19 protein-coding genes and 1 pseudogene are annotated in these 21,535 nt (G+C 70.9%); 12 read left to right on the forward strand and 8 right to left on the reverse strand.

Features of this window, described 5'->3' with window-relative positions:
- Positions 1-119: 119 nt before the first annotated feature.
- Positions 120-431, forward strand: a pseudogene (locus NIE79_RS29985) (C39 family peptidase); the annotation flags it as partial.
- Between the two features lie 71 nt (positions 432-502).
- Here the strand turns inward: NIE79_RS29985 and recQ are convergent.
- Positions 503-2,347, reverse strand: coding sequence for a DNA helicase RecQ (gene recQ, locus NIE79_RS29990; protein ID WP_238681771.1), 1,845 nt, complete (start codon positions 2,345-2,347; stop codon positions 503-505).
- A gap of 76 nt (positions 2,348-2,423) precedes the next feature.
- A complete protein-coding gene (locus NIE79_RS29995) occupies positions 2,424-2,768 on the reverse strand; it encodes a hypothetical protein (protein WP_091403656.1) in 345 nt (114 codons plus the stop codon).
- 252 nt (positions 2,769-3,020) lie between these two features.
- Here NIE79_RS29995 and rapZ point away from each other — a divergent pair, with 252 nt between their 5' ends.
- From rapZ to NIE79_RS30035, 8 genes are all read left to right on the forward strand, one after another.
- Positions 3,021-3,923 (forward strand): RNase adapter RapZ, encoded by a 903-nt coding sequence (gene rapZ, locus NIE79_RS30000; protein WP_238681786.1) that lies wholly within the window; start codon positions 3,021-3,023, stop codon positions 3,921-3,923.
- Positions 3,920-4,987 (forward strand): gluconeogenesis factor YvcK family protein, encoded by a 1,068-nt coding sequence (locus NIE79_RS30005; protein WP_238681772.1) that lies wholly within the window; start codon positions 3,920-3,922, stop codon positions 4,985-4,987. The genes rapZ and NIE79_RS30005 overlap by 4 nt, the downstream gene beginning before the upstream one ends.
- Before the next feature lie 54 nt (positions 4,988-5,041).
- Positions 5,042-6,022 carry a DNA-binding protein WhiA gene (whiA, locus tag NIE79_RS30010; RefSeq protein ID WP_238681773.1) on the forward strand — a complete coding sequence of 327 codons (981 nt, stop codon included), beginning with the start codon at positions 5,042-5,044 and terminating at the stop codon, positions 6,020-6,022.
- Positions 6,023-6,289: 267 nt separating this feature from the next.
- Entirely contained in the window at positions 6,290-7,294 is a 1,005-nt protein-coding gene (gene gap, locus NIE79_RS30015; protein WP_238681774.1) for a type I glyceraldehyde-3-phosphate dehydrogenase, read from the forward strand.
- Positions 7,291-8,490, forward strand: a complete 1,200-nt coding sequence (locus NIE79_RS30020) for a phosphoglycerate kinase (protein WP_238681775.1) — start codon at positions 7,291-7,293, stop codon at positions 8,488-8,490. The genes gap and NIE79_RS30020 overlap by 4 nt, the downstream gene beginning before the upstream one ends.
- Entirely contained in the window at positions 8,491-9,282 is a 792-nt protein-coding gene (tpiA, locus tag NIE79_RS30025) for a triose-phosphate isomerase (protein ID WP_238681776.1), read from the forward strand.
- Positions 9,283-9,378: 96 nt separating this feature from the next.
- On the forward strand, positions 9,379-9,639 hold the full coding sequence (secG, locus tag NIE79_RS30030; protein ID WP_121653040.1) for a preprotein translocase subunit SecG: 261 nt from the start codon (positions 9,379-9,381) through the stop codon (positions 9,637-9,639).
- Positions 9,640-9,779: 140 nt separating this feature from the next.
- Positions 9,780-10,121, forward strand: a complete 342-nt coding sequence (locus NIE79_RS30035; protein ID WP_091403668.1) for an RNA polymerase-binding protein RbpA — start codon at positions 9,780-9,782, stop codon at positions 10,119-10,121.
- A gap of 17 nt (positions 10,122-10,138) precedes the next feature.
- Here NIE79_RS30035 and pgl read toward each other — a convergent pair whose 3' ends face one another.
- From pgl to tkt, 6 genes are all read right to left on the reverse strand, one after another.
- Positions 10,139-10,909, reverse strand: coding sequence for a 6-phosphogluconolactonase (pgl, locus tag NIE79_RS30040; protein ID WP_238681778.1), 771 nt, complete (start codon positions 10,907-10,909; stop codon positions 10,139-10,141).
- A 144-nt stretch (positions 10,910-11,053) separates the two neighbouring features.
- Positions 11,054-12,070 carry a glucose-6-phosphate dehydrogenase assembly protein OpcA gene (locus tag NIE79_RS30045; RefSeq protein ID WP_238681779.1) on the reverse strand — a complete coding sequence of 339 codons (1,017 nt, stop codon included), beginning with the start codon at positions 12,068-12,070 and terminating at the stop codon, positions 11,054-11,056.
- Positions 12,067-13,620, reverse strand: a complete 1,554-nt coding sequence (gene zwf / locus NIE79_RS30050; protein WP_238681780.1) for a glucose-6-phosphate dehydrogenase — start codon at positions 13,618-13,620, stop codon at positions 12,067-12,069. Before zwf ends, NIE79_RS30045 begins: the two co-directional genes overlap by 4 nt.
- A gap of 2 nt (positions 13,621-13,622) precedes the next feature.
- Positions 13,623-15,272, reverse strand: coding sequence for a phosphoglucose isomerase-related protein (locus NIE79_RS30055; protein ID WP_238681781.1), 1,650 nt, complete (start codon positions 15,270-15,272; stop codon positions 13,623-13,625).
- The gene (tal, locus tag NIE79_RS30060; RefSeq protein WP_238681782.1) at positions 15,269-16,444 is read right to left on the reverse strand and encodes a transaldolase; all 1,176 of its coding nucleotides are present in this window, start codon (positions 16,442-16,444) and stop codon (positions 15,269-15,271) included. Before tal ends, NIE79_RS30055 begins: the two co-directional genes overlap by 4 nt.
- A gap of 15 nt (positions 16,445-16,459) precedes the next feature.
- Positions 16,460-18,598 carry a transketolase gene (tkt, locus tag NIE79_RS30065; protein WP_238681783.1) on the reverse strand — a complete coding sequence of 713 codons (2,139 nt, stop codon included), beginning with the start codon at positions 18,596-18,598 and terminating at the stop codon, positions 16,460-16,462.
- Between the two features lie 266 nt (positions 18,599-18,864).
- On the opposite strand from tkt, the gene NIE79_RS30070 reads away from it, so the two are divergent.
- From NIE79_RS30070 to NIE79_RS30080, 3 genes are all read left to right on the forward strand, one after another.
- Positions 18,865-19,818, forward strand: a complete 954-nt coding sequence (locus NIE79_RS30070; protein WP_238681784.1) for a heme o synthase — start codon at positions 18,865-18,867, stop codon at positions 19,816-19,818.
- Positions 19,819-20,175: 357 nt separating this feature from the next.
- The gene (locus NIE79_RS30075) at positions 20,176-20,511 is read left to right on the forward strand and encodes a hypothetical protein (RefSeq protein WP_088949242.1); all 336 of its coding nucleotides are present in this window, start codon (positions 20,176-20,178) and stop codon (positions 20,509-20,511) included.
- A gap of 13 nt (positions 20,512-20,524) precedes the next feature.
- A complete protein-coding gene (locus NIE79_RS30080) occupies positions 20,525-21,445 on the forward strand; it encodes an ATP-grasp domain-containing protein (protein WP_238681785.1) in 921 nt (306 codons plus the stop codon).
- Positions 21,446-21,535: the final 90 nt, after the last annotated feature.

Here is a 21,535-nt window from a genome sequence, read left to right on the forward strand (position 1 = left end):
CATCGACGAGACAGTCGTGATACATACACGCTTAGTTTCTTTTGTTCTTATAATGATCCGAGGAGCCACAGGTTCTACTCTCGTTCCCTACACGACTCTCATCCAATCTCGGGCCGACCAACGCCCACCGGTCCGTAGAAATCAGCACCCCCGACGCCGACGCCAAGCAGACCGACACGCTGCGCGCCGACATCGTCAAGACCGTCGACGACGGCCGGGCCGTCGTCGCGAACATCGCCGGCACCAGCACCGACACCGACGGCACCACCCACTCCTACGAAGGCGGGCACTACATCAGCGTCGTCGGCTACCACGACAACGGCAACACCGTCACCATCGCCGACTCCGCCGACCCCAACCAAGCCGCCTACCAGATCAGCGTCGAACACCTCGCCGACTGGATCGCCACCCGCGGCTACGCCACCAGCTGACCGCCGAACACACCAGCAGCACATGACCGAAGGGCCGGACCCACCACGGGGCCCGGCCCTTCGGCATGACCTCAGTCGGTGGAGAGGACGGTCAGGATCTGCTCGCCGTACTTGGCGAGTTTGTTCTCGCCGACCCCGTTGACCCCAGACAGGTCGGCCAGTGTGCTGGGCGCGTCGCTGGCGATCTGTCGCAGCGTGGCGTCGTGGAAGATGACGTACGCAGGGACGCCCTGCTCCTTGGCGGTGGTCGCGCGCCAGGCTCGCAGCCGTTCGAACAGCGACGCGGCGGCCGGGGTCAGCTCGGCCACGACTGTGGACGCGCCGCGCGGCTTCGATGAGCGGCTCGATGCTGGCTTCTCCGGCTCGCGGCGCATGGTCACCGTGCGGCGGCGACCGAGGACGTCGGCGCTCGCCTCGGTCAGCGCCAGCGTGCCGTAGTCGCCCTCCACGGCGAGGAGCCCTTCGGCGAGCAGTTGCCGGACCACGCCCCGCCACTCGGCCTCGCTGTGCTCGGCGCCGATGCCGAAGACGGTCAGCGAGTCGTGACCGTACTGGCTGATCTTGTCGGTCTGCTTGCCGAGCAGGATGTCGATGCAGTGCCCGGCGCCGAAGTGCTGGTTGCGTTCGCGGTCGAGGCGGAAGACGGCGGAGAGCAACTTCTGGGCGGCGACGGTGCCGTCCCAGGACTCCGGTGGGGTGAGGCAGGTGTCGCAGTTGCCGCAGGCGGCCGTCGACGTCTCGCCGAAGTATTCGAGCAACTGGACCCGCCGGCAGCGCACCGTCTCGCAGAGGGCGAGCATCGCGTCCAGGTGCGAGGCCAGGTTGCGGCGGTGGGCGAGGTCGCCGTCGGACGTCTCGATCATCTTGCGTTGCTGGACCACGTCCTGAAGCCCGTACGCCAGCCAGGCGGTGGACGGCAGGCCGTCCCGGCCGGCGCGGCCGGTCTCCTGGTAGTAGCCCTCGACGGACTTGGGCAGGTCGAGGTGGGCGACGAACCGGACGTCGGGCTTGTCGATGCCCATGCCGAAGGCGATGGTGGCCACCATGACCAGGCCGTCTTCGCGCAGGAAGCGCTGCTGGTTGCGAGCGCGGGTGCCCGCGTCCAACCCCGCGTGGTAGGGCAGCGCGGCGACCCCGTTGGCGGTGAGGAACTCCGCCGTCTTGTCGACCGAGGCCCGGGACAGGCAGTAGACGATGCCGGCGTCGCCGGGGTGCTCGTCGCGCAGCAGGGTCAGCAACTGCTTGCGGGGCTCCCGTTTGGGCACGATCCGGTACTGGATGTTGGGCCGGTCGAAGCTGGCCACGAAGTGCCGGGCGTCGTCGAGGTTGAGCCGGGTCGCGATCTCGGTGCGGGTGGCGCTGGTCGCGGTGGCGGTCAGGGCGATGCGGGGCACCTGCGGCCAGCGTTCGTGCAGCATCGACAGCGCGAGATAGTCGGGGCGGAAGTCGTGCCCCCACTGGGACACGCAGTGCGCCTCGTCGATAGCGAACAGGGAGATGCGCCCCCGGTCGAGCAGTGCGAGGGTGGACCGGACGCCGAGCGCCTCCGGGGCCAGGTAGAGCAGGTCCAGCTCGCCGGCGACGAAGGCGGCCTCCACCCGCCGCCGGGCGTCCAGGGTCTGGGTCGAGTTGAGGAACCCGGCGCGTACGCCGACCGCGGTGAGGGCGTCCACCTGGTCCTGCATGAGCGCGATCAGCGGGGACACGACGACGGCGACCCCGTCGCGGACCAGGGCCGGGATCTGGTAGCACAGGGACTTGCCGCCACCGGTGGGCATCAACACCAGCGCGTCGCCGCCGGCGACCACATGGTCGATCACGTCCTGCTGGAAACCACGGAACGCGTCGTAGCCGAAGACCCGGCCCAGCACGTCCAGGGCCTCGGAGGCGGTACGCAGGTCGGTGGGAGAAGCCATCCGGGGAGTCTACGAGCCGACGCCGACAGCGCCCGCCCGGCGCACCCGGATCGGGTGGACCGGACGGGCGACGCGGTCAGCCGGGCTGGCTGGACCGGTTGGCCAGGCCGCGCGGCGGGGCCTTCATCCCGACCACGATGTCGACGATCTCGATGTAGCGGGCCTTGTTGCCCATGCGGAAGGCGGTGGCCGCCGCGTTGATCTCCTCGAGGGTGTCGGCCTCGACCATGGTGACCTGGTCGTACTTGCCGTTCACCCCGGTGCAGACGACGTGGGTGAGCTGCTTGGCGAAGCGGCCCAGGTCGCGGGCGTGCTCGGCGGAGATCTCGTGGATGCCCTCGCGGCCGAGGGCGAAGTACTCGGGGCTGATTCGCATGAACAGGAAGCCGACGTACTTGTTCTTGTCCGCCAGGTCGTGCATCGCACCCTCCAGATATCGGTCTGACCTGCGACGATCACGTTGAGCGTATTGACAACTACTGATCGTCATCAAGCGTGCGCGCTGTCGGGAGGGCGACCCTCGAGACGGTCCGCGGGCCGCCGCCCGGCCACGGGTGCCGGGCCGCGACCCGGTGGCGGGATAGAGTCGCTGATTGACCAATCGCGGCCAGGGTGGCCGCGGCGCCACGGCTTGGGGGTACGGGTGAGCGAGGCGCGCACAGCCGGTGACCGGATCGACGGCCCGGATGCCGATGACGAGCAGGTGGCGGCAGAGTCGGAGACCACCCTCGTGGTGGTCACCGGCCTCTCCGGAGGTGGCCGCAGCACTGTGGCCCGGGCGTTGGAGAACGTCGGCTACTACGTCGTGGACAACCTGCCGCAGGCCCTGATGCTGGACATGGCCGAGCTGGCGTTCAAGGCGGGCGGCGCGGCCCGGCGTACCGCGATGGTGCTGGACGTGCGGTCGCGGGCCTTCTCCACCGACCTGGCCGGGGCGATCCGGGAGCTCAAGGAGCGCGGGTTCTCGCCCCGGGTGGTCTTCGTCGACGCCGACGACGAGGTGTTGATCCGGCGGTTCGAGAGTGTTCGGCGTTCGCACCCGTTGCAGGGTGACGGGCGGCTGGCCGACGGCATCGCTGTGGAGCGCGGTCTGCTGGAGGAGGCCCGCGACCAGGCCGACGTGATCATCGACACCAGCCACCTGAACGTCAACCAGCTCCGGCGGCGCATCGAGGAGCTGTTCGGCGGCGAGGACGCCCGCCGGCTGCGGGTCACCGTGCTGTCGTTCGGCTTCAAGTACGGCCTGCCACCGGACGCTGACTTCGTGTTGGACGCCCGCTTCCTGCCGAATCCGTACTGGGTGCCGGAGTTGCGGGAGCACACCGGGCGGGAGGAGGCGGTCAGCGCGTACGTGCTCGGCCAGGAGGGCGCGGACGCCTTCGTCGCCTCGTACGCCGACCTGGTCAACGCCACCACTACCGGCTTCGAGCGGGAGGGCAAGCGGTACCTCACCGTCGCCGTGGGCTGCACCGGCGGCAAGCACCGCAGTGTGGCCATCGCCGAGGAGCTGGCCAGCCGACTGCGTCACTCCGGGTTGGCGGCGAACGCCCAGCACCGCGACCTGGGGCGGGAATGACGGCCCGGCGGGTGGTGGCATTCGGCGGCGGGCACGGGCTGTCCGCCTCGTTGCGTGCGCTGCGCCACTGCGCTCCGGAACTCGACCTCGACATCACAGCGGTGGTCACGGTGGGTGACGACGGCGGCTCCAGTGGTCGGCTGCGGGCCGAGCGGGGTGGCCTGCCACCGGGAGATCTGCGCCAGGCGCTGGTGGCGTTGGCCGGGGACCACCCGGCCACCCGGCGCAGCGCCGGGCTGTTCCAGCACCGCTTCGCCGCCGTACCGGTGGGCGTACCCGGATCTGGCGCGACCGGCCCGGGCCCGGCGGCGGGCGGCGACCCGGACCGGGACGGCGCGGCCCGGCGCGGCACCGACGGGGCGTCGGCCGGGACCGACGGTCTGAGCGGGCACGCGGTGGGCAATCTGGTGCTCTGCGGCCTCATGGAGCTGCTCGGCGACCCGGTGGCCGCGCTGGAGCACGCCGGCGCGATGCTCGGCGCCGTGGGTCGGGTGTTGCCGATGTCCCGCCAGCCGGTCGGCATCGAGGCACGGGTACGCGGTGCCGACCCGGCCGCCCCGGACGAGGTGCGCACTGTCAGTGGCCAGCACCAGGTGGCTGTCACCACCGGGCGGGTCGAGTCGCTGCGCCTCACCCCGAGCGCCCCACCGGCCTGCGCCGAGGCCATCGAGGCGATCCGGGCGGCCGATTGGTTGATCTTCGGGCCGGGCAGCTGGTACACGAGCGTGCTTCCGCACCTGCTGGTGCCGCAGTTGGCCGACGCGATCGTGTCCACCTCGGCGCGGCGGCTGGTCACGCTGAACCTCGCCGCGGAGAAGGAGACTCTCGGGCTCTCCGTCGCCGATCATCTCGCGGCGCTGCACTGGTACCTGCCCGAGCTCAAGGTGGATCTTGTGCTTGCCGATGGCAAGGCGGTGGGTGACCCCGAACCGGTCGAACGTGCGGCAGAATCGCTGGGTGCCCGCCTGGTCCTCGCTCCCGTCGCCGTTGTCGACGGGACTCCCCGCCATGATCCGGCTGCCCTGGGCGCCGCGCTGGTGCCTGTCCTGGGTGCCGATCGTTAGACACGTACGTAATCTCCGGCGACACGCCGGAACAGGTCCGTGAGGGGACGCACAATGGCGATGACGGCCGCGGTCAAGGACGAGCTGAGTCGGGTCGACGTGCCCAAGCCCTGCTGTCGGCGGGCGGAGATGGCCGCGCTGCTGCGCTTCGCCGGCGGGCTGCACATCGTTTCCGGCCGTGTGGTGGTGGAGGCTGAACTGGACACCGGGGCGGTGGCCCGGCGGCTGCGCCGTGAGGTCGCCGAGGTCTACGGCTACCCCAGCGAGATCCACGTGCTGGCCTCCGGTGGGCTGCGCAAGGGCAGCCACTTCATCGTGCGGGTGGTCAAGGACGGTGAGGCCCTCGCGCGGCAGACCGGCCTGCTCGACGTGCGGGGTCGTCCGGTGCGCGGGCTGCCTCCGCACGTGGTGGCGGCCAACGTCTGCTGCGCGGTCTCCGCGTGGCGGGGCGCGTTCATGGCGCACGGCTCGCTCACCGAGCCGGGCCGCTCCAGCGCGCTGGAGATCACCTGCCCGGGGCCGGAGTCGGCGCTGGCGCTGGTCGGCGCGGCCCGCCGCATCGGCATCACCGCGAAGAACCGTGAGGTACGCGGAGTGGACCGGGTGGTCGTCAAGGACGGTGACGCGATCGCCGCGCTGCTCACCCGGATCGGCGCGCACTCCAGCGTGCTGGCCTGGGAGGAGCGCCGGGTACGCCGCGAGGTGCGGGCCACCGCCAACCGGCTCGCCAACTTCGACGACGCCAACCTGCGCCGTTCGGCGCGGGCGGCGGTCGCCGCGGCCGCCCGGGTCACCCGTGCGCTGGAGATCCTCGCCGAGGAGGCGCCCAACCACCTGACCGACGCCGGTCGGCTGCGTCTGGAGCACCGGCAGGCGTCGCTGGAGGAGTTGGGAGCCCTCGCCGACCCCCCGCTGACCAAGGACGCCATCGCAGGGCGGATCCGCCGGCTCCTGGCGCTGGCCGACAAGCGGGCCCGCGACCTTGGCATCCCGGATACGGAAGCAGCCGTCACGCCCGACATGCTCGTGGTCTGATAGGACGGTGGGGCCGCACGGTGCGTCCGGGTGCACGACCCGGCGCAGCGTGGTCTCGCACGCTCGGATAGGGTCGCTGCGTACGGCAAGGGGGCCGACACCGGCACTCCTCGTCGTGCCCCACCGCCTCGGGCGGTCAGGTCCTCAGACCGCGCGGCGGGGTGGCCGAGATGAACCGTCGACGGCCGGCTCCAACGGTCGGCGCACACCATTCCCGCCGGCCCGTTGTCTGAAGCCGGCGGACCAGAACGCGAGGAGATGGGACCTGTGACCATCCGGGTTGGCATCAACGGCTTTGGCCGAATCGGCCGTAACTTCTTCCGGGCAGTGCTGGCGTCTGACGCCGACATCGAGGTCGTGGCGGTGAACGACCTGACCGACAACGCCACGCTCGCCCACCTGCTCAAGTACGACAGCATCCTCGGTCGCCTGCCGTACGAGGTCAAGGCCACCGCCGACGAGATCACCGTCGGTGGCAAGACCATCAAGGCGTACGCCGAGAAGGACCCGTCGAAGCTGCCGTGGGGCGAGGTCGGCGCCGACGTCGTCATCGAGTCGACCGGCTTCTTCACCGACGCCACCAAGGCCAAGGCGCACGTCGACGGCGGGGCCAAGAAGGTCATCATCTCCGCCCCGGCGAAGAACGAGGACGTCACCGTCGTCATGGGTGTCAACCACGACACCTACGACCCGGCGAAGCACACCATCATCTCCAACGCCTCGTGCACCACCAACTGCCTCGCCCCGATGGCGAAGGTCCTGCACGACACGTTCGGCATCAAGCACGGTCTGATGACGACGATCCACGCGTACACCCAGGACCAGAACCTCCAGGACGCGCCGCACTCGGACCTGCGTCGGGCCCGGGCCGCCGCGCTGAACATCGTGCCGACCTCGACCGGCGCCGCCAAGGCGATCGGCCTGGTCCTGCCGGACCTCAAGGGCAAGCTCGACGGGTACGCCCTGCGGGTGCCGATCCCGACCGGCTCGGTCACCGACCTCACCGTCAACGTGGGTCGCGAGACCACCGTGGACGAGGTCAACGCCGCGCTGAAGGCCGCCGCGGACGGCCCGCTCAAGGGCATCCTGGTCTACAACGAGGACCCGATCGTCTCCAGCGACATCGTGACCGACCCGGCGTCGTGCATCTTCGACGCGCCGCTGACCAAGGTCGTCGGCAACCAGGTCAAGGTCGTCGGCTGGTACGACAACGAGTGGGGCTACTCCAACCGGCTGGTCGACCTCGTCAAGCTGGTCGGTTCGTCGCTGTGAGCATCCGAACCCTCGACGACCTGCTCGCCGAGGGGGTGTCGGGTCGGCGCGTGCTGGTGCGCGCCGACCTGAACGTCCCGCTCGACAAGCAGACCGGTGCCATCACTGATGACGGCCGGATCCGCGCGGTGCTGCCGACTCTCGGCGCGCTGGTCGAGGCCGGCGCGAAGGTGGTCGTCTGCTCGCACCTGGGCCGCCCGAAGGGTGCTCCGGACCCGCAGTTCAGCTTGGGCCCGGTCGCCGGGCGGCTCGGTGAGCTGCTCGGCGCGCCGGTGCACTTCGCCACCGACACCGTCGGTGATTCCGCCCGCTCCACCGTCGCGGACCTGGCCGACGGCCAGGTCGCCCTGCTGGAGAACCTGCGTTTCAACGCCGGTGAGACCAGCAAGGACGAGACCGAGCGGGGTGCCTTCGCCGACCAGCTCGCCGCGTTCGGCGACGCGTACGTGGACGACGCGTTCGGTGCCGTGCACCGCAAGCACGCCAGTGTCTTCGACGTGCCGGCCCGGTTGCCGCACGTCGCGGGCCGGCTGGTGCTGCGTGAGGTCGAGGTGCTCTCCAAGCTCACCGGTGCCCCGGAGCGCCCGTACGTGGTGGTGCTCGGTGGGTCGAAGGTGTCCGACAAGCTCGCCGTGATCGAGGCTCTGCTGCCGACTGTCGACCGGCTGCTCATCGGTGGCGGGATGTGCTTCACCTTCCTCAAGGCCCAGGGCCTGGAGGTGGGCACCTCGCTGCTCGAGAAGGACATGGTCGAGACCTGCCGCAACCTGCTGGAGCGGTCCGGCGGCAAGATCATGCTTCCGGTCGACGTGGTGGTCGCGGACGCGTTCGCCCCGGACGCGGCGCACGACACCGTGCGGGTCGACGGCATCCCGAGCCACCGGCTCGGCCTGGATGTCGGCCCGGAGACGGTGGCCGGCTTCAGCGCCACGCTGTCCCAGGCGAAGACGATCTTCTGGAACGGCCCGATGGGCGTGTTCGAGATGCCGGCCTTCGCGGCGGGCACCCGGGGGATCGCCGAGGCGATCACCAAGGCCGACGCGTTCAGCGTCGTCGGCGGCGGTGACTCCGCAGCGGCCGTCCGCGCCCTGGGGCTGGACGAGTCGTCCTTCGGGCACATCTCCACCGGTGGTGGCGCCTCCCTGGAATACCTCGAGGGCAAGACCCTCCCCGGCATCGCGGCCCTGGAGAACTGAATGTCGAGCACCACCCGCCGGCCGCTGATGGCCGGCAACTGGAAGATGAACCTCAACCACCTCGAGGCCAACCTGCTGGTGCAGAAGCTGGCGGCGAGCCTCACCGAGAAGCAGCTCACCGCCGTCGAGACGGTAGTGCTGCCGCCCTTCACCGACCTGCGCACCGTGCAGACCGCTGTGGACGGCGACAAGCTGCTGATCGGCTACGGCGGGCAGGACCTCTCCCCGCACGCGTCCGGCGCGTACACCGGGGACATCTCCGGGCCGCTGCTGGCGAAGCTCGGCTGCACGTACGTGGTGGTCGGGCACTCCGAGCGGCGGGCCTACCACAACGAGGACGACGCGCTGGTCAACGCCAAGGTCAAGGCGGCGCTGACGCACGGCCTGACGCCGATCCTGTGCGTGGGGGAGGGGCTGGACGTCCGCGAGCAGGGCACCCACGTGGCGCACTGCTCCGACCAGCTCGACGGTGGCCTCGCCGGGCTCACCCCCGAGCAGGTGCGGCAGGTCGTGATCGCGTACGAGCCGGTCTGGGCGATCGGCACGGGCAAGACCGCGACTCCGGACGACGCCCAGGAGGTCTGCGGGGCGGTGCGTCAGCGACTGGCGGAACGCTTCGACCAGGAGACCGCCGACCAGGTTCGGGTCCTCTACGGCGGCTCGGTCAAGGCGTCCAACATCGCCTCGATCATGGCCCAACCGGACGTGGACGGGGGCCTGGTGGGGGGCGCCAGCCTCGACGCCGAGGAATTCGCTCAGATCTGCCGGTTCCCGGAGCACCTCGCCCGCTGATCGCTCGGTATCCTTGACACCGCCCGTCCGCCGGTCGGTGCCGCCGTGCCCGATCAGACCGGGCGAGGATCGCTACGAGAGGAACTGACCCCAGCCATGCCGATCTGGTTCGCATACACGTTGATCGTGTTGCTGGTCATCACGAGCATTCTGCTCACCCTGCTGATCCTGCTGCACCGCGGCAAGGGCGGTGGTCTGTCGAGCATGTTCGGCGGTGGCGTCAGCTCCAGCCTCGCCGGCTCCTCGGTCGCGGAGAAGAACCTGGACCGTTACACCGTTCTGGTGAGCGTCGTCTGGTTCGCCGCGATCATCGGGCTCGGGCTCTGGCTGCGCCTCCAAATGAACAGCGGCGCCTGAGCAGGCTCAGTAAGTCGTACAATCTGCGCGCGGTTCGTCACTCGACGGGCCGCGCGCAGGCTTTTCTCCGCTGCACCGCGTCGCCCGCCGCTCCACCCCCGAAGACGGCGGGTCCCCTCCGACGACAGGAGCGAGCAGCCGTGCCGAATGGCAACGTTATCCGGGGAGCCCGGGTCGGGTCCGCACCGATGCGCCCGGACGAGCGGCACCAACCCGCCCCCCGACAGGACGTCAGCTACTGGTGCCGTAACGATCACCGGGTCGACATCCGGATCGCCGCGGACGTCGAACCGCCACCTCTGTGGGACTGTCCCCGCTGTGGCCTACCCGCAGGCCGGGACGCCCAGAACCCGCCGGGTCGGGTCCGCGCCGAACCGTACAAGAGCCACCTGGCGTACGTGAAGGAGCGGCGCACCGCCGAGGAGGGGGAGGCCCTGCTCGCCGAGGCGCTCGCCGCACTACGCCGTCGACGCGGCGAGTAGCGGGCCCCTCCGCGCGCTCAGCGCAGGCTGCGTAGTCGGACGGGTACGTCGGCTGCGGCCGCCCGGTCCAGCAGCCAGCGGGTGCGGTTCACCCCGTGTACGCCGGCCGCCGGCAACTGCACCGGCCCGGCGCCGGCCAACGCCATACCCACCGCGCGAGCCTTGTCGGCTCCGGCGGCCACCAGCCAGACCTCCTCGGCGGTGTTGATCGCCGGCAGGGTGAGGGTGGTCCGCGTCGGCGGCGGCTTGGGGCTGCCCCGCACCGCGCTGACCGGCCGGGTCTCGTAGCCCACCGGGTGCTCGGGGAAGACCGAGGCCACGTGGCCGTCCTCGCCGACTCCCAGCATCAGCACGTCGAAGTGCGGCAGGGTGGCGTTCCCGGGCCGGGCGGCGCGGGCCAGCTCCTCCGCGTACGCGGCGGCCGCCGCCTCGGGGTCGTTGCCGGCCGGGCCGTCCGAGGCCGGCATCGCGTGCACCCGGGCCGAATCCAGCGGCACCACGTCCAGCAGGGCGGCGCGGGCCTGCGTCTCGTTGCGGTCCGGGTCACCGGCGGGCAGGAACCGTTCGTCGCCCCACCACACGTCGACCCGGGACCAGTCCACCGCGTCGCGGGCCGGCAGCGTCGCCACCGCCCTGTACACGGCCGCGGCGACCCGACCTCCGGTGAGCACCACCGAGGCTTCGCCCCGGTCGGCCTGGGCGTCGAGCAGCTTCACCAGCAACCGGGCCGCCACGGCCTGCGCCAGCAGGTCGGCGTCGGCGTGGACGGCAACACTCGCCTCACTCATGGTTGCGCCTTCGTTTCCCGACCGCGAGGCGGTCGCTGTCGTGCCCGGGGCGGTGTGCCCGAGGTGGTGGGGCAGGAACCCCGGAGATTGCGGGGCAGGGCCGGTGCGTACCGGCCCTGCCCGACGTCGTGCCCCGGCTGGGGCTCAGCCCTCGCCGCTCGTGCCGACGTGCGCTGTGACCCCGGCCTCGGCGCGCCGTGCGGTGGCCGGATCCTTCCAGACGTGGACCCGCTGCGCGGGGCGCTGCTCCAACCCCCGCAGCCCGACGGTCGCGCCCAGCGCCTCCGCGTACACCTGGTCGGCGTCCAGCCGGCGCAGTTCCTCGGCCAGTTCGTCGCCGAGCGGGCGGCGCACCAGCGGCAGGGCCCGGTCGTCCTGGCCCGTCCGCCGGAACACGGCCATGCTGTCCTCGCGGGTCAGCGACAGCTGGTCGCCGTTGGCGCAGCTGAGCTGCACCTCCCGCATCCGGGGGAACTCGTTGTCGTCCACCCGGTGTGGGGTGATGCCGAGCCGGCTGGACAGCCAACCGGCCATCAGCGCCGCCGTCGGGTCGGTGGCCGGCGCGACGATGGTCGCCTCGGTGACCTGGGCGTTGGTGGTGTCGAACGCCCCGGCGACCAGGGTGCGCCACGGGGTGATCCGGGTCCACGCCAGGTCGGTGTCGCCCGGGGCGTAGTCCCGGGCACGCTGCCGCAACGCCTCCACCGGGTCGGCGGCCTGCGCGGAGTCGGTGATCCTCCGGTCGGCCACCACCCCGAGGAAGTCGGTGGCGATCTCCGCCGGTGGCTCGCCGTGCCACCAGGTGACCACCGGTACGTCGGGAACGAGCAGCGGCATCACGACCGACTCGGCGTGCAGGGACAACCGGCCGTACATCCGGGTGACCACCGCCTCGCACGGGCCGAGCCGGCCACCGACCACGATCTCCGCGTCCAGTCGGTTGCGGTCCCGCTCGATCTCCGAGCGGACCACCACCACGAGGCGGCACGGGTGCGCGGCGGCGGCGATCGTCGCCGCGGCCTCCGCCTCCCGGACCCGCTTCTCGTCCACGACCACGATGAGGGTGAGCGCCATGCCGCTGGCCACACCGCCGGCGCTGCGCCGCTCGGCGGCGAGCGCCTTGACCACCTCGTTGCCGGTGGTGTCCCACAGCCCGATCATGCTCGTCTCCAGGCGCGGCCCTCGCGGGCCAGCATCTCGTCGGAGGCCCGGGGGCCCCACTCGCCGGCCCGGTACGGCTCCGGGGTGGTGCCTTCCCAGGCGTGCTCCAGGGGGTCGATCACCTGCCAGCTCTGCTCGACCTCGGCCGCGTCCGGGAACAGGGTGCGGTCGCCGATCAGCACGTCCAGCACCAGACGCTCGTACGCCTCGGGGCTGGACTCGGTGAACGCCTCGCCGTACTGGAAGTCCATCGCGATGTCGCGGACCTCCATTGTCGTTCCCGGCACCTTCGAGCCGAACTTGAGCACGACGCCCTCGTCCGGCTGCACCCGGATGACCAGCTGGTTGTTGCCCAGCGACTCCATGTCGGCGTCGTTGAACGGCAGGTGCGGCGCCTTCTTGAACATGATGGCGACCTCGGTGACCCGCCGGGGCAGCCGCTTGCCGGCCCGGATGTAGAACGGCACCTCCGCCCAGCGGCGGTTCTGGATGCCCAACCGCACCGCCACGTACGTCTCAGTGGTGGAGTCGGCGGGGACGTCCCGCTCGTCCAGGTAACCGACAGCGCGTTCGCCGCCGACCCAGCCGGGCAGGTACTGACCACGGACGGTGTCCCGGGCGACGTCCTTGGGCAGGGTGATGGCCTTGAGCACCTTCAGCTTCTCGGCCCGGATCTCGTCGGCGTCGAAGCTGGTCGGCTCCTCCATCGCCACCAGGGCGAGAAGCTGGAGGAGGTGGTTCTGCAACACGTCGCGGGCGGTGCCGACGGTGTCGTAGAAGCCGGCGCGGGTGCCGATGCCGACGTCCTCGGCCATGGTGATCTGCACCGAGTCGACGTACTTGGAGTTCCACAGCGGCTCGAACAGGTTGTTGGCGAACCGCAGGGCGAGGATGTTCTGAACCGTCTCCTTGCCCAGGTAGTGGTCGATCCGGAAGACGTCCTGCCGGGTGAACACGTCGTCGACGAGGTCGTTGAGCGCCTTCGCCGAGGGCAGGTCGTTGCCGAACGGCTTCTCCACCACGACCCGGCGCCAACCGCCGGACTTGTCGTTGTCGGCCATCCCGGTGCGGGCCAGCTGCTTGAGCACGACGGGGAACGCGGCCGGCGGGATGGAGAAGTAGAACGCCGCGTTGCCGGCGATGCCGTGGGTCTGACGCAGATCGTCAAGCGTCGAGGCGAGCTGGTCGAAGGCGTCGTCGTCGTCGAACGACCCGCCGACGAACTTGATGTTGCCGGCCAGCCGCGCCCACACCTCGTCCCGCCACGGGGTGCGGGCGTGCTTGCGGGCAGCCTCGCAGGCCAACGTCTCGAAGTCGCCGTCACCCCAGTCGCGGCGCGCGAAACCGAGCACCACGAAGCCCGGCGGCAGCAGCCCCCGGTTGGCCAGGTCGTAGACCGCGGGGAGCAGCTTCTTGCGGGCCAGGTCGCCGGTCACCCCGAAGATCACCAGAGCGCAGGGCTCCGGGATCCGGGGCAACCGGCGGTCCTGCGGATCGCGCAGCGGGTTCACCGAGCCATCTCCTCGCTCCGCTTCAGTCACGTCGTCCATCCTCACGCCCGCAGATCACCTGCCGCGTCCAGTAGTTGGGCGACACCGGCGGCCCGGTCGGTCAGGTGCAACCGCAGCAGCGGCCGCTCCCGACCGGCGAGAGCCTGCCGGTCCCCGGCGGCCTGCGCCGCCTGCAACTCACCGAAGGTGTACGGCTTGCCCGGCACCGCAAGGTCCTCGGCGACCGCGCCGGTCACCTGGAGGTAGCTGCCCACCTGCGGGCCGCCCTTGTGGTACTGGCCCGTCGAGTGCAGGAACCGCGGACCCCAACCGAAGGTGACCGGCCGGCCGCCCGCCTGGGCCAGCAGCGACCGCAGCCGGGCCGCGTCGGCGTCGGCGAACCGGTCGAGGTACGCCATGACCGCGAGGTAACCGTCGTCGCCCAGCCCGTCGAGCAGCCAGCGCAGCACACCGGCCAGGTCCCCGGGGGCGCCCTGCGGGGCGTACACCTCGATCGCGCCCTCGGTGAACGACGGCGTCTCCGCCGGCAGGCCCGAGGCCAGGATCTTGTTGGTGTTCTCCTTGGACTCGGTCACGTTCGGCTGGTTGAACGGGTCGATGCCGAGCACCACGCCGGCCACCGCGGTGGCGTACTCCCAGGCCAGGAACTGCGCGCCGAGCGGGCCGTTGACGGCCACGTCCGGGGTGGCGCCGCCGCCCGGCACGTCACCGGGGGCCAGCGCGCCGCCGTAGGTGACGGTCAGCACGTCCGCGCCGGTGGCGCCGGGGCTCTGCGGGGACTCCACGACCACTGGCAGGATGCCCACCCCGGCCTTGCCTGTCGACTCGGCGATCAGCTGCTCGGCCCAGTCGCCGAGCCCGTCGATGCCGGTGCCGTCGGAGATCAGGGCGACCTTGTCCCGGGCCAGCGTGGCCGCGGCGCCCAGGGCGGCGCCCAGCGCGAGCGCCGGGTTGTTCTGGTCCGCGCCGAGCGACGTGGCCAGCGCGTCGGCCTGGTCGAGCAGTTCGGCGACCTCGACCCCGGCCAGCGCCGAGGGCACCAGACCGAACGCGGTGAGCGCCGAGTAGCGACCGCCGACGTTCGGGTCGGCGAGCACTGTGAACGCGCCCATCTCGGCCGCTGTGGTCTCCAGCGGCGAACCCGGGTCGGTGACGATGACGAAGTGCCGGCCGGCCTCCGCCTCGGTCATTCCGGCGTCCAGGAACGCCTGCCAGTACGCGCGCCGGTGGCTGTCGGTCTCCACCGTCGACCCGGACTTGCTGGCCACCACCACGACGGTGCGCTCCAGCCGGTCACCGAGCGCCGCCCGGACCTGGCCCGGGTCGGTGGTGTCCAGCACCGTCAACGGGCGACCCAGCGTCCGGGTGATCACCTCGGGCGCGAGGGACGAGCCGCCCATGCCGGCGAGCACCACATGATCCAGGTCGGCCAGCTCCGAGGTCAGCTCGGCCAGCTGCACCAGCAGCTCCCGGCTGCGCCGGTGGGTGTCCACCCAGCCCAGCCGGACCTTCGCCTCGGCCTCGGCGTCCGGGCCCCACAGGCTCGCGTCCTTGCCCGCCAGCTTGCCCGGGACGCCGGCCTTGACCAGCGCGTCCCGGGTCGAGGCGGGCGCGGACTTGTCGACAGCCTCCGCGCCGTAGACGGAGAGCCCGGCGGCTGCCTCCACCGGCCCACTAAGTAGATCGCTCATGCGCCACCGGCCTTCTCGGCGGCCTTGGCGTTGCCCTTGGCCGCCTTGTTCGGCGCTCCCGTGCCCTTGGCTGCGGCCTCCAGCGACTTGCGGACCCCGTCGAGCAGCTCCTGCCAGCTGGCCTCGAACTTCTCCACGCCCTCGCGCTCCAGGGTGACGATCACGTCGTCCATGTCCACCCCGACCGACTCCAGGTCCGCGAAGACCTTCCGGGCCGCGTCGTAGGCGCCGGTGATGGTGTCGCCGCGGGTCTCGCCGTGATCGGCGTACGCGTGGATGACCGACTCCGGCATGGTGTTGACAGTGCCGGGGGCGATCAGCTCCTCGACGTAGATGGTGTCCCGGTAGTCCGGGTTCTTCGTCGAGGTGGAGGCCCAGAGCGGCCGCTGCGGATGCGCGCCGGCGGCGGCGAGCGCCTTCCAACGGTCCGAGGAGAACACCTCGGTGTAGCGCTCGTACGCCAGTTGGGCGTTGGCGACGGCTGCCTTGCCCCGGAGCGACTTGGCCTGCTCGGAGCCGATCTTCTCCAGCCTCTTGTCGACCTCGGCGTCGACCCGGGAGACGAAGAACGACGCCACCGAGCCGATCTTCGACAGGTCGTGGCCGTTGGCCTTGGCCTTCTCCAGACCGGTGAGGAACGCCTCCATGACCGCCGAGTAGCGGTCCAGACCGAAGATCAGCGTGACGTTGACGCTGATCCCCTCGGCGAGCGTGTCGGTGATCGCCGACAGGCCCTCCTCGGTGGCCGGGATCTTGATGTAGAGGTTGGGGCGGTCGACCAGCCACCACAGGGCCTTGGCCTCGGCCACCGTCCGGTCGCTGTCGTGCGCCACCCGGGGGTCCACCTCGATGGAGACCCGGCCGTCGACACCGTCGCTGCCGTCGTACGACGGGCGCATCACGTCACAGGCCCACCGCACGTCGTACGTGGTGAGCATGCGCACCGACTCCTCGACCTCGATGCCACGGGTGGCGAGATCGCGCAGCTGCCAGTTGTACTCGTCGGCGTCGCTCAGCGCCTTGGCGAAGATCGTCGGGTTGGTGGTGACACCGGCCACGTGCTTCTCGCGGCGCAGCTGGTCCAGCCCGCCGGAGCTCAAACGCACCCGGGAAAGATCGTCGAGCCAGACCGCCACACCCGCGGCGGTGAGCTCATTCAGCTTGTCCGTCATGCCATCCACGCTCCCTCAGTTGCCGGTGGTGAAACCGGTGATGTCGCCCACCCGGGCCAGCGAGGCGTGTGCTGCCGCCACGATCCGGTCGGGGGTGAACCCGAACTGCTCGAAGAGCACGGTGTGCGGGGCGCTCGCTCCGTAGTGCTCCAGGCTCACGCTCTCGCCCAGGTCACCGACGACACCGCGCCAGGACATCGCGATGCCCGCTTCCACGCTCACCCGTGCCTTTACCCCGCGTGGGAGCACCGACTCCCGGTACGCCTCGTCCTGCTCGTAGAACCACTCCTGGCAGGGCATCGAGACGACCCGGGTCGGGGTGCCGTCGGCCTCCAGCCGCTCCCGGGCGGTCAGGCAGAGCTGCACCTCGGAACCGGTGCCAACGATGATCACCTGAGGCTTGCCGTTGGACGCCTCGGCCAGCACGTAGCCGCCCTTGGCCACGCCCTCCGCGCCGCCCAGGACGTCGCGGTCCATGGTCGGCAGCGGCTGACGGCTCAGCGCCAGCGCGGTGGGACGGTCCGTGTGCTCCAGCGCCTGCCGCCAGGCCCAGGCGGTCTCGTTGGCGTCCGCCGGACGCACCACGTCCAGGCCCGGGATGGCGCGCAGCGCGGTCAGGTGCTCCACCGGCTGGTGGGTCGGGCCGTCCTCGCCGAGGCCGATCGAGTCGTGCGTCCAGACGTAGGTCACCGGCAGCTTCATCAGCGCGGCCAGCCGCACCGACGGACGCATGTAGTCGCTGAAGACCAGGAACGTGCCGCCGTACGGGCGGGTGCCACCGTGCAGGGCGATGCCGTTGAGGATCGCGCCCATGGCGTGCTCACGGATGCCGAAGTGCAGCGTGCGACCGTACTCGTGGCCGGGGAAGTCCTTGGTGGCGTGCGCGGCCGGGATGAACGACGGCTCGCCCTTCATCGTGGTGTTGTTGCTCTCGGCCAGGTCGGCCGAGCCGCCCCACAGCTCCGGGAGCACCGGCGCGAGCGCCTCCAGCACCTTGCCGGAGGCCGCCCGGGTGGCCACCCCCTTGGCGTCCGCGGGGAAGACCGGCAACGCGTCGGTCCAGCCATCGGGGAGTACGTGGCCAGCCAGCCGCTCGTAGAGCGCGGTGCGCTCCGGGTTGGCCTTCTTCCAGGCGTCGAACGCGGTGGTCCACTCCTGCTGGGCGTCGGAGCCGCGGCCCATCACCGTGCGGGCGTGGCTGAGCACCTCCTCGTCGACCTGGAAGGTCTGCTCCGGGTCGAAGTCGAGGATGCGCTTGGTGGCCTTCACCTCGTCGGCGCCGAGCGCCGAACCGTGGATCTTGCCGGTGTTCTGCTTGTTGGGCGCGGGCCAGCCGATGATGGTGCGCAGCGCGATGAAGGAGGGGCGGGCGGTCTCCGCCTTGGCGGCCACCAGCGCCGCGTACAGCGCCTCGGCGTCCTCGTGGTAGTCGCCCTGGTCGGCGTCGCCGCTGCGCCAGTCGACGGTCTGCACGTGCCAGCCGTACGCCTCGTAGCGGGCGGCCACGTCCTCGCTCTTGGCGATCCGGGTGTCGTCCTCGATGGAGATCTCGTTGTCGTCGTAGATCACCGTGAGGTTGCCCAGCTGCTGGTGCCCGGCGAGGGCGCTGGCCTCGTGGCTGATGCCCTCCTCGACGTCACCGTCGGAGACGATGCACCAGATGTCGTGGTCGAAGACGGACGCGCCGAGCTCGGACTCGGGGTCGAACAGGCCGCGCTCGCGGCGGGCCGCCATGGCCATGCCGACAGCGTTGCCCAGACCCTGCCCGAGCGGGCCGGTGGTGGTCTCCACACCCGGCGTGTGCCCGTGCTCGGGGTGCCCCGGCGTCTGCGAGCCCCACTGCCGCAGCGACTTGAGGTCATCCAGGCTCAGCGGGTAACCGGAGAGGAACAGCTGGATGTAGAGCGTCAGGCTGGAGTGCCCCGCGGAGAGGACGAACCGGTCGCGGCCGGGCCAGTTCGGGTCGGCCGGGTTGTGCCGCATGACGCGGTTGAAGAGGAGGTACGCCGCGGGCGCGAGGCTCATCGCGGTGCCCGGGTGACCGTTGCCGGATTTCTCTACGGCGTCCATGGCCAGCACGCGGACGGTGTCTACGGCCCGGCGATCGAGGTCGGACCAGTTCAGTGCGGAGTGCTCGGGTCGTTTAACAGCCACGATGGTTGTGCTCCTCGGCAGATGGGCGGAACCCTCACCGATGACCTTATCGAGCGTCCCTAAACGTGCGCCCGGGGATCTGCGCATGGTGTGCGCCACGTGACCATCCGGATGCTCGGTTCAACCCGGTGGTGTGACGGCCCGCACCGTTGTCGGGTCGGCCGGGCAGCCAAAACGACGACGCGTAGTGTGTGGGGCGGTATGCGGGCCCGAGCGGTCCCGACCAATCCGATCTCCCCGTGCCCGATGCCGGAAGGTGGCAATCCGTGAGCATGATCACCGAGCGCCCCGCGAGCAACCCGGCCGGGCAACACCCGGCGCGGGCGGCCGAGGGCCCGGTGGCCCGGCGGGACGTACGCGCTGTCCTGTCGGCGTACGTGGCGCTCACCAAGCCGCGGATCGTCGAGTTGCTGCTGGTCACCACCGTCCCGGCGATGATGCTCGCCGAGGGCGGGCTGCCGTCGCTGTGGCTGATGGCCATCGTGCTGATCGGCGGCTCGCTCGCCGCCGGCGCGGCCAGCGTTCTCAACTGCTACATCGACCGCGACATCGACCAGCTGATGCGGCGTACCAAGCGTCGGCCGCTGCCGGCGCACACGGTGTCGCCGCGAAGCGCGTTGATCTTCGGTCTGGTGCTGGCGGCGGTGTCGGTGGCCCTGATGGCGGCGTTCACCAACCTGCTGGCCGCCGGGCTGACCCTCGCCGCGATCGCCTACTACGACCTCGTCTACACCCTGTGGCTCAAGCGCTCCACCCCGACGAACACCTTCTGGGGCGGCGCCTGCGGGGCGGCACCGGTGCTGATCGGGTGGGCGGCGGTGACCGGCTCGCTGGCGCCGGCCGCCTGGGGGCTCTTCGCTGTGGTCTTCTTCTGGCAGATGCCGCACTTCTACCCGCTCGCCATGAAGTACAAGGACGACTACGCCCGGGCCGGCATCCCGATGCTGCCCGTGGTGGCGTCGATCCGTCGGGTGAACGCCGAGATCCTGATCTTCGCGTGGCTCACGGTGCTCACCTCCCTGGCCGTCTGGCCGCTGGGGCTCAGCGCGATCTACGGGGTGCCGACCCTGGTGGTGGGGGCCATCTTCGTGGTCGAGGCACACCGGCTCTGCCGGCGCGCGACGCGCGGCGAGGCGGTCAAGCCGATGCGGCTGTTCCACTGGTCGACGACGTACCTGACGATCGTCTTCGTGGCCGTCGCGCTCGACGCGCTGATCTGACCCGTCCCGCCCTGCCCGGCCCTGCCCTTCGCGCCCAATGCGATGGCCTCCGGCCGTCGGCTTCGCCGCGCGCCGTGGCGTAGTCCGGTGGCGAACGGCGCCGATGATCTACTGACTAATCACGGACGTGGATGAGTTGTCCGGGTTTAACGTCACATCAGAGTAACTTTCAGCATGAGTCGGATCGGCTCAACCTGGGGTGGTTCGAGGGCGATCTCCCGACGTGCTTTGAGCGTATAAGTCGGTAAATAAACGGACAGCTAACCTGTGGTCGTCCTTAAACCTGTAGGTAATTGGCATCACAAAAGGTTCATGGTTCTCGCCCCACGGGGTGCAACTCTGCTTAGGCTTCGCGTCATGGCAGATGGTTCCGATACGACGCTGACGGCCGAGCAGACCGCCGGCGAGCAGACGCCCCAAGGCCTGGTCGCGGGTCTCAAGGCGTTCGCGGCCGGACACGGCGGCGCGAAGGCGGTCATCGAGTACGTCGGCAAGCGCGGCGCGCGGATCGTCCTGGTGGGTTCCGACGGTGAGTGGGGCGACCAGTTCGCCGACGACACCGTCACCGCCCGGGAGGCGTGCGCCAAGGCGGGAGTCACCGTCGAGAACGCCTGGGAGCGTGAACTGATGGACCAGATGCGTCCGAGCAACGACCTCTGGCGGTCGATGGCTCGCCGCACGATGGCCCGCTGAATAGACAGCTGAATTGACCACACACCACCAGTCGACCCGGGGGGAACCCCGGGTCGCTCTCGTCACCTGCGCCGACCTGGCCGACCTCGACCCGGACGACCGCCTGGTCCTCGCCCCGCTCGCCGCCCGTGGCGTCGCCGTCCAGACCGTCGTCTGGGACGACCCCGACGTCGACTGGTCGTCCTACGACCTGGTCGTGCTCCGTTCACCCTGGGACTACGCGCTACGCCGCGACGAGTTCGTGTCCTGGGCGGCCACAGTGCCGACGCTGGTCAACCCGGCCGACGTGGTCCGCTGGAACACCGACAAGCGCTACCTCGCCGAGCTGAGCGCCGCCGGGGTGCCAACCGTGCCGACGTCGTGGATCGGGCCGGGGGAGAGCTGGCAGCTGCCCACCGAGACCGGCGAGTACGTGCTCAAGCCCGCGGTCAGCGCCGGCAGCCAGGACACCGGCCGGTACGACCTGGCCGACCCGGAACACCGGGACCTGGCCGCCGCACACGTTCGCCGGCTCTCCGGGGCCGGCCGGGTCACCATGGTCCAGCCGTACCTGCGTGCCGTCGACACCGAGGGCGAGACCGCTCTGCTCTTCCTGGCCGGCCCGGAAGGGCTCGCGTTCAGCCACGCGATCCGCAAGGGTCCGATGCTGTCCGGGCCGGACCTCGGCCCGGACGGGCTCTACAAGGCCGAAGAGATCACCGCCCGCACCGCCCGCCCCGAACAGCTGGCGGTGGCCGAGCAGACCCTCGCGACAGTGCCCGGTGGCACCCGACAGTTGCTCTACGCCCGGGTCGACCTGATCCCCGGCCCGGACGGCGAGCCGGTCCTGGTCGAGCTGGAGCTGACCGAGCCGTCGCTCTTCATCGGGTACGCGGACGGAGCCCCCGACCGCCTCGCCACAGCGATCACCACCCACCTGGCCCGCAACGCCTGACCCCACCCCCGACGGCCGCCCGCGACCCCGGCCGCCCGCGCCACCACGCGCCCACCGTGCGTCTGCGCCCCTGCGCGTCCGCGCGCCTGC

This window comes from Micromonospora trifolii (genome assembly GCF_022229005.1).
Taxonomy (GTDB): domain Bacteria; phylum Actinomycetota; class Actinomycetes; order Mycobacteriales; family Micromonosporaceae; genus Micromonospora; species Micromonospora trifolii.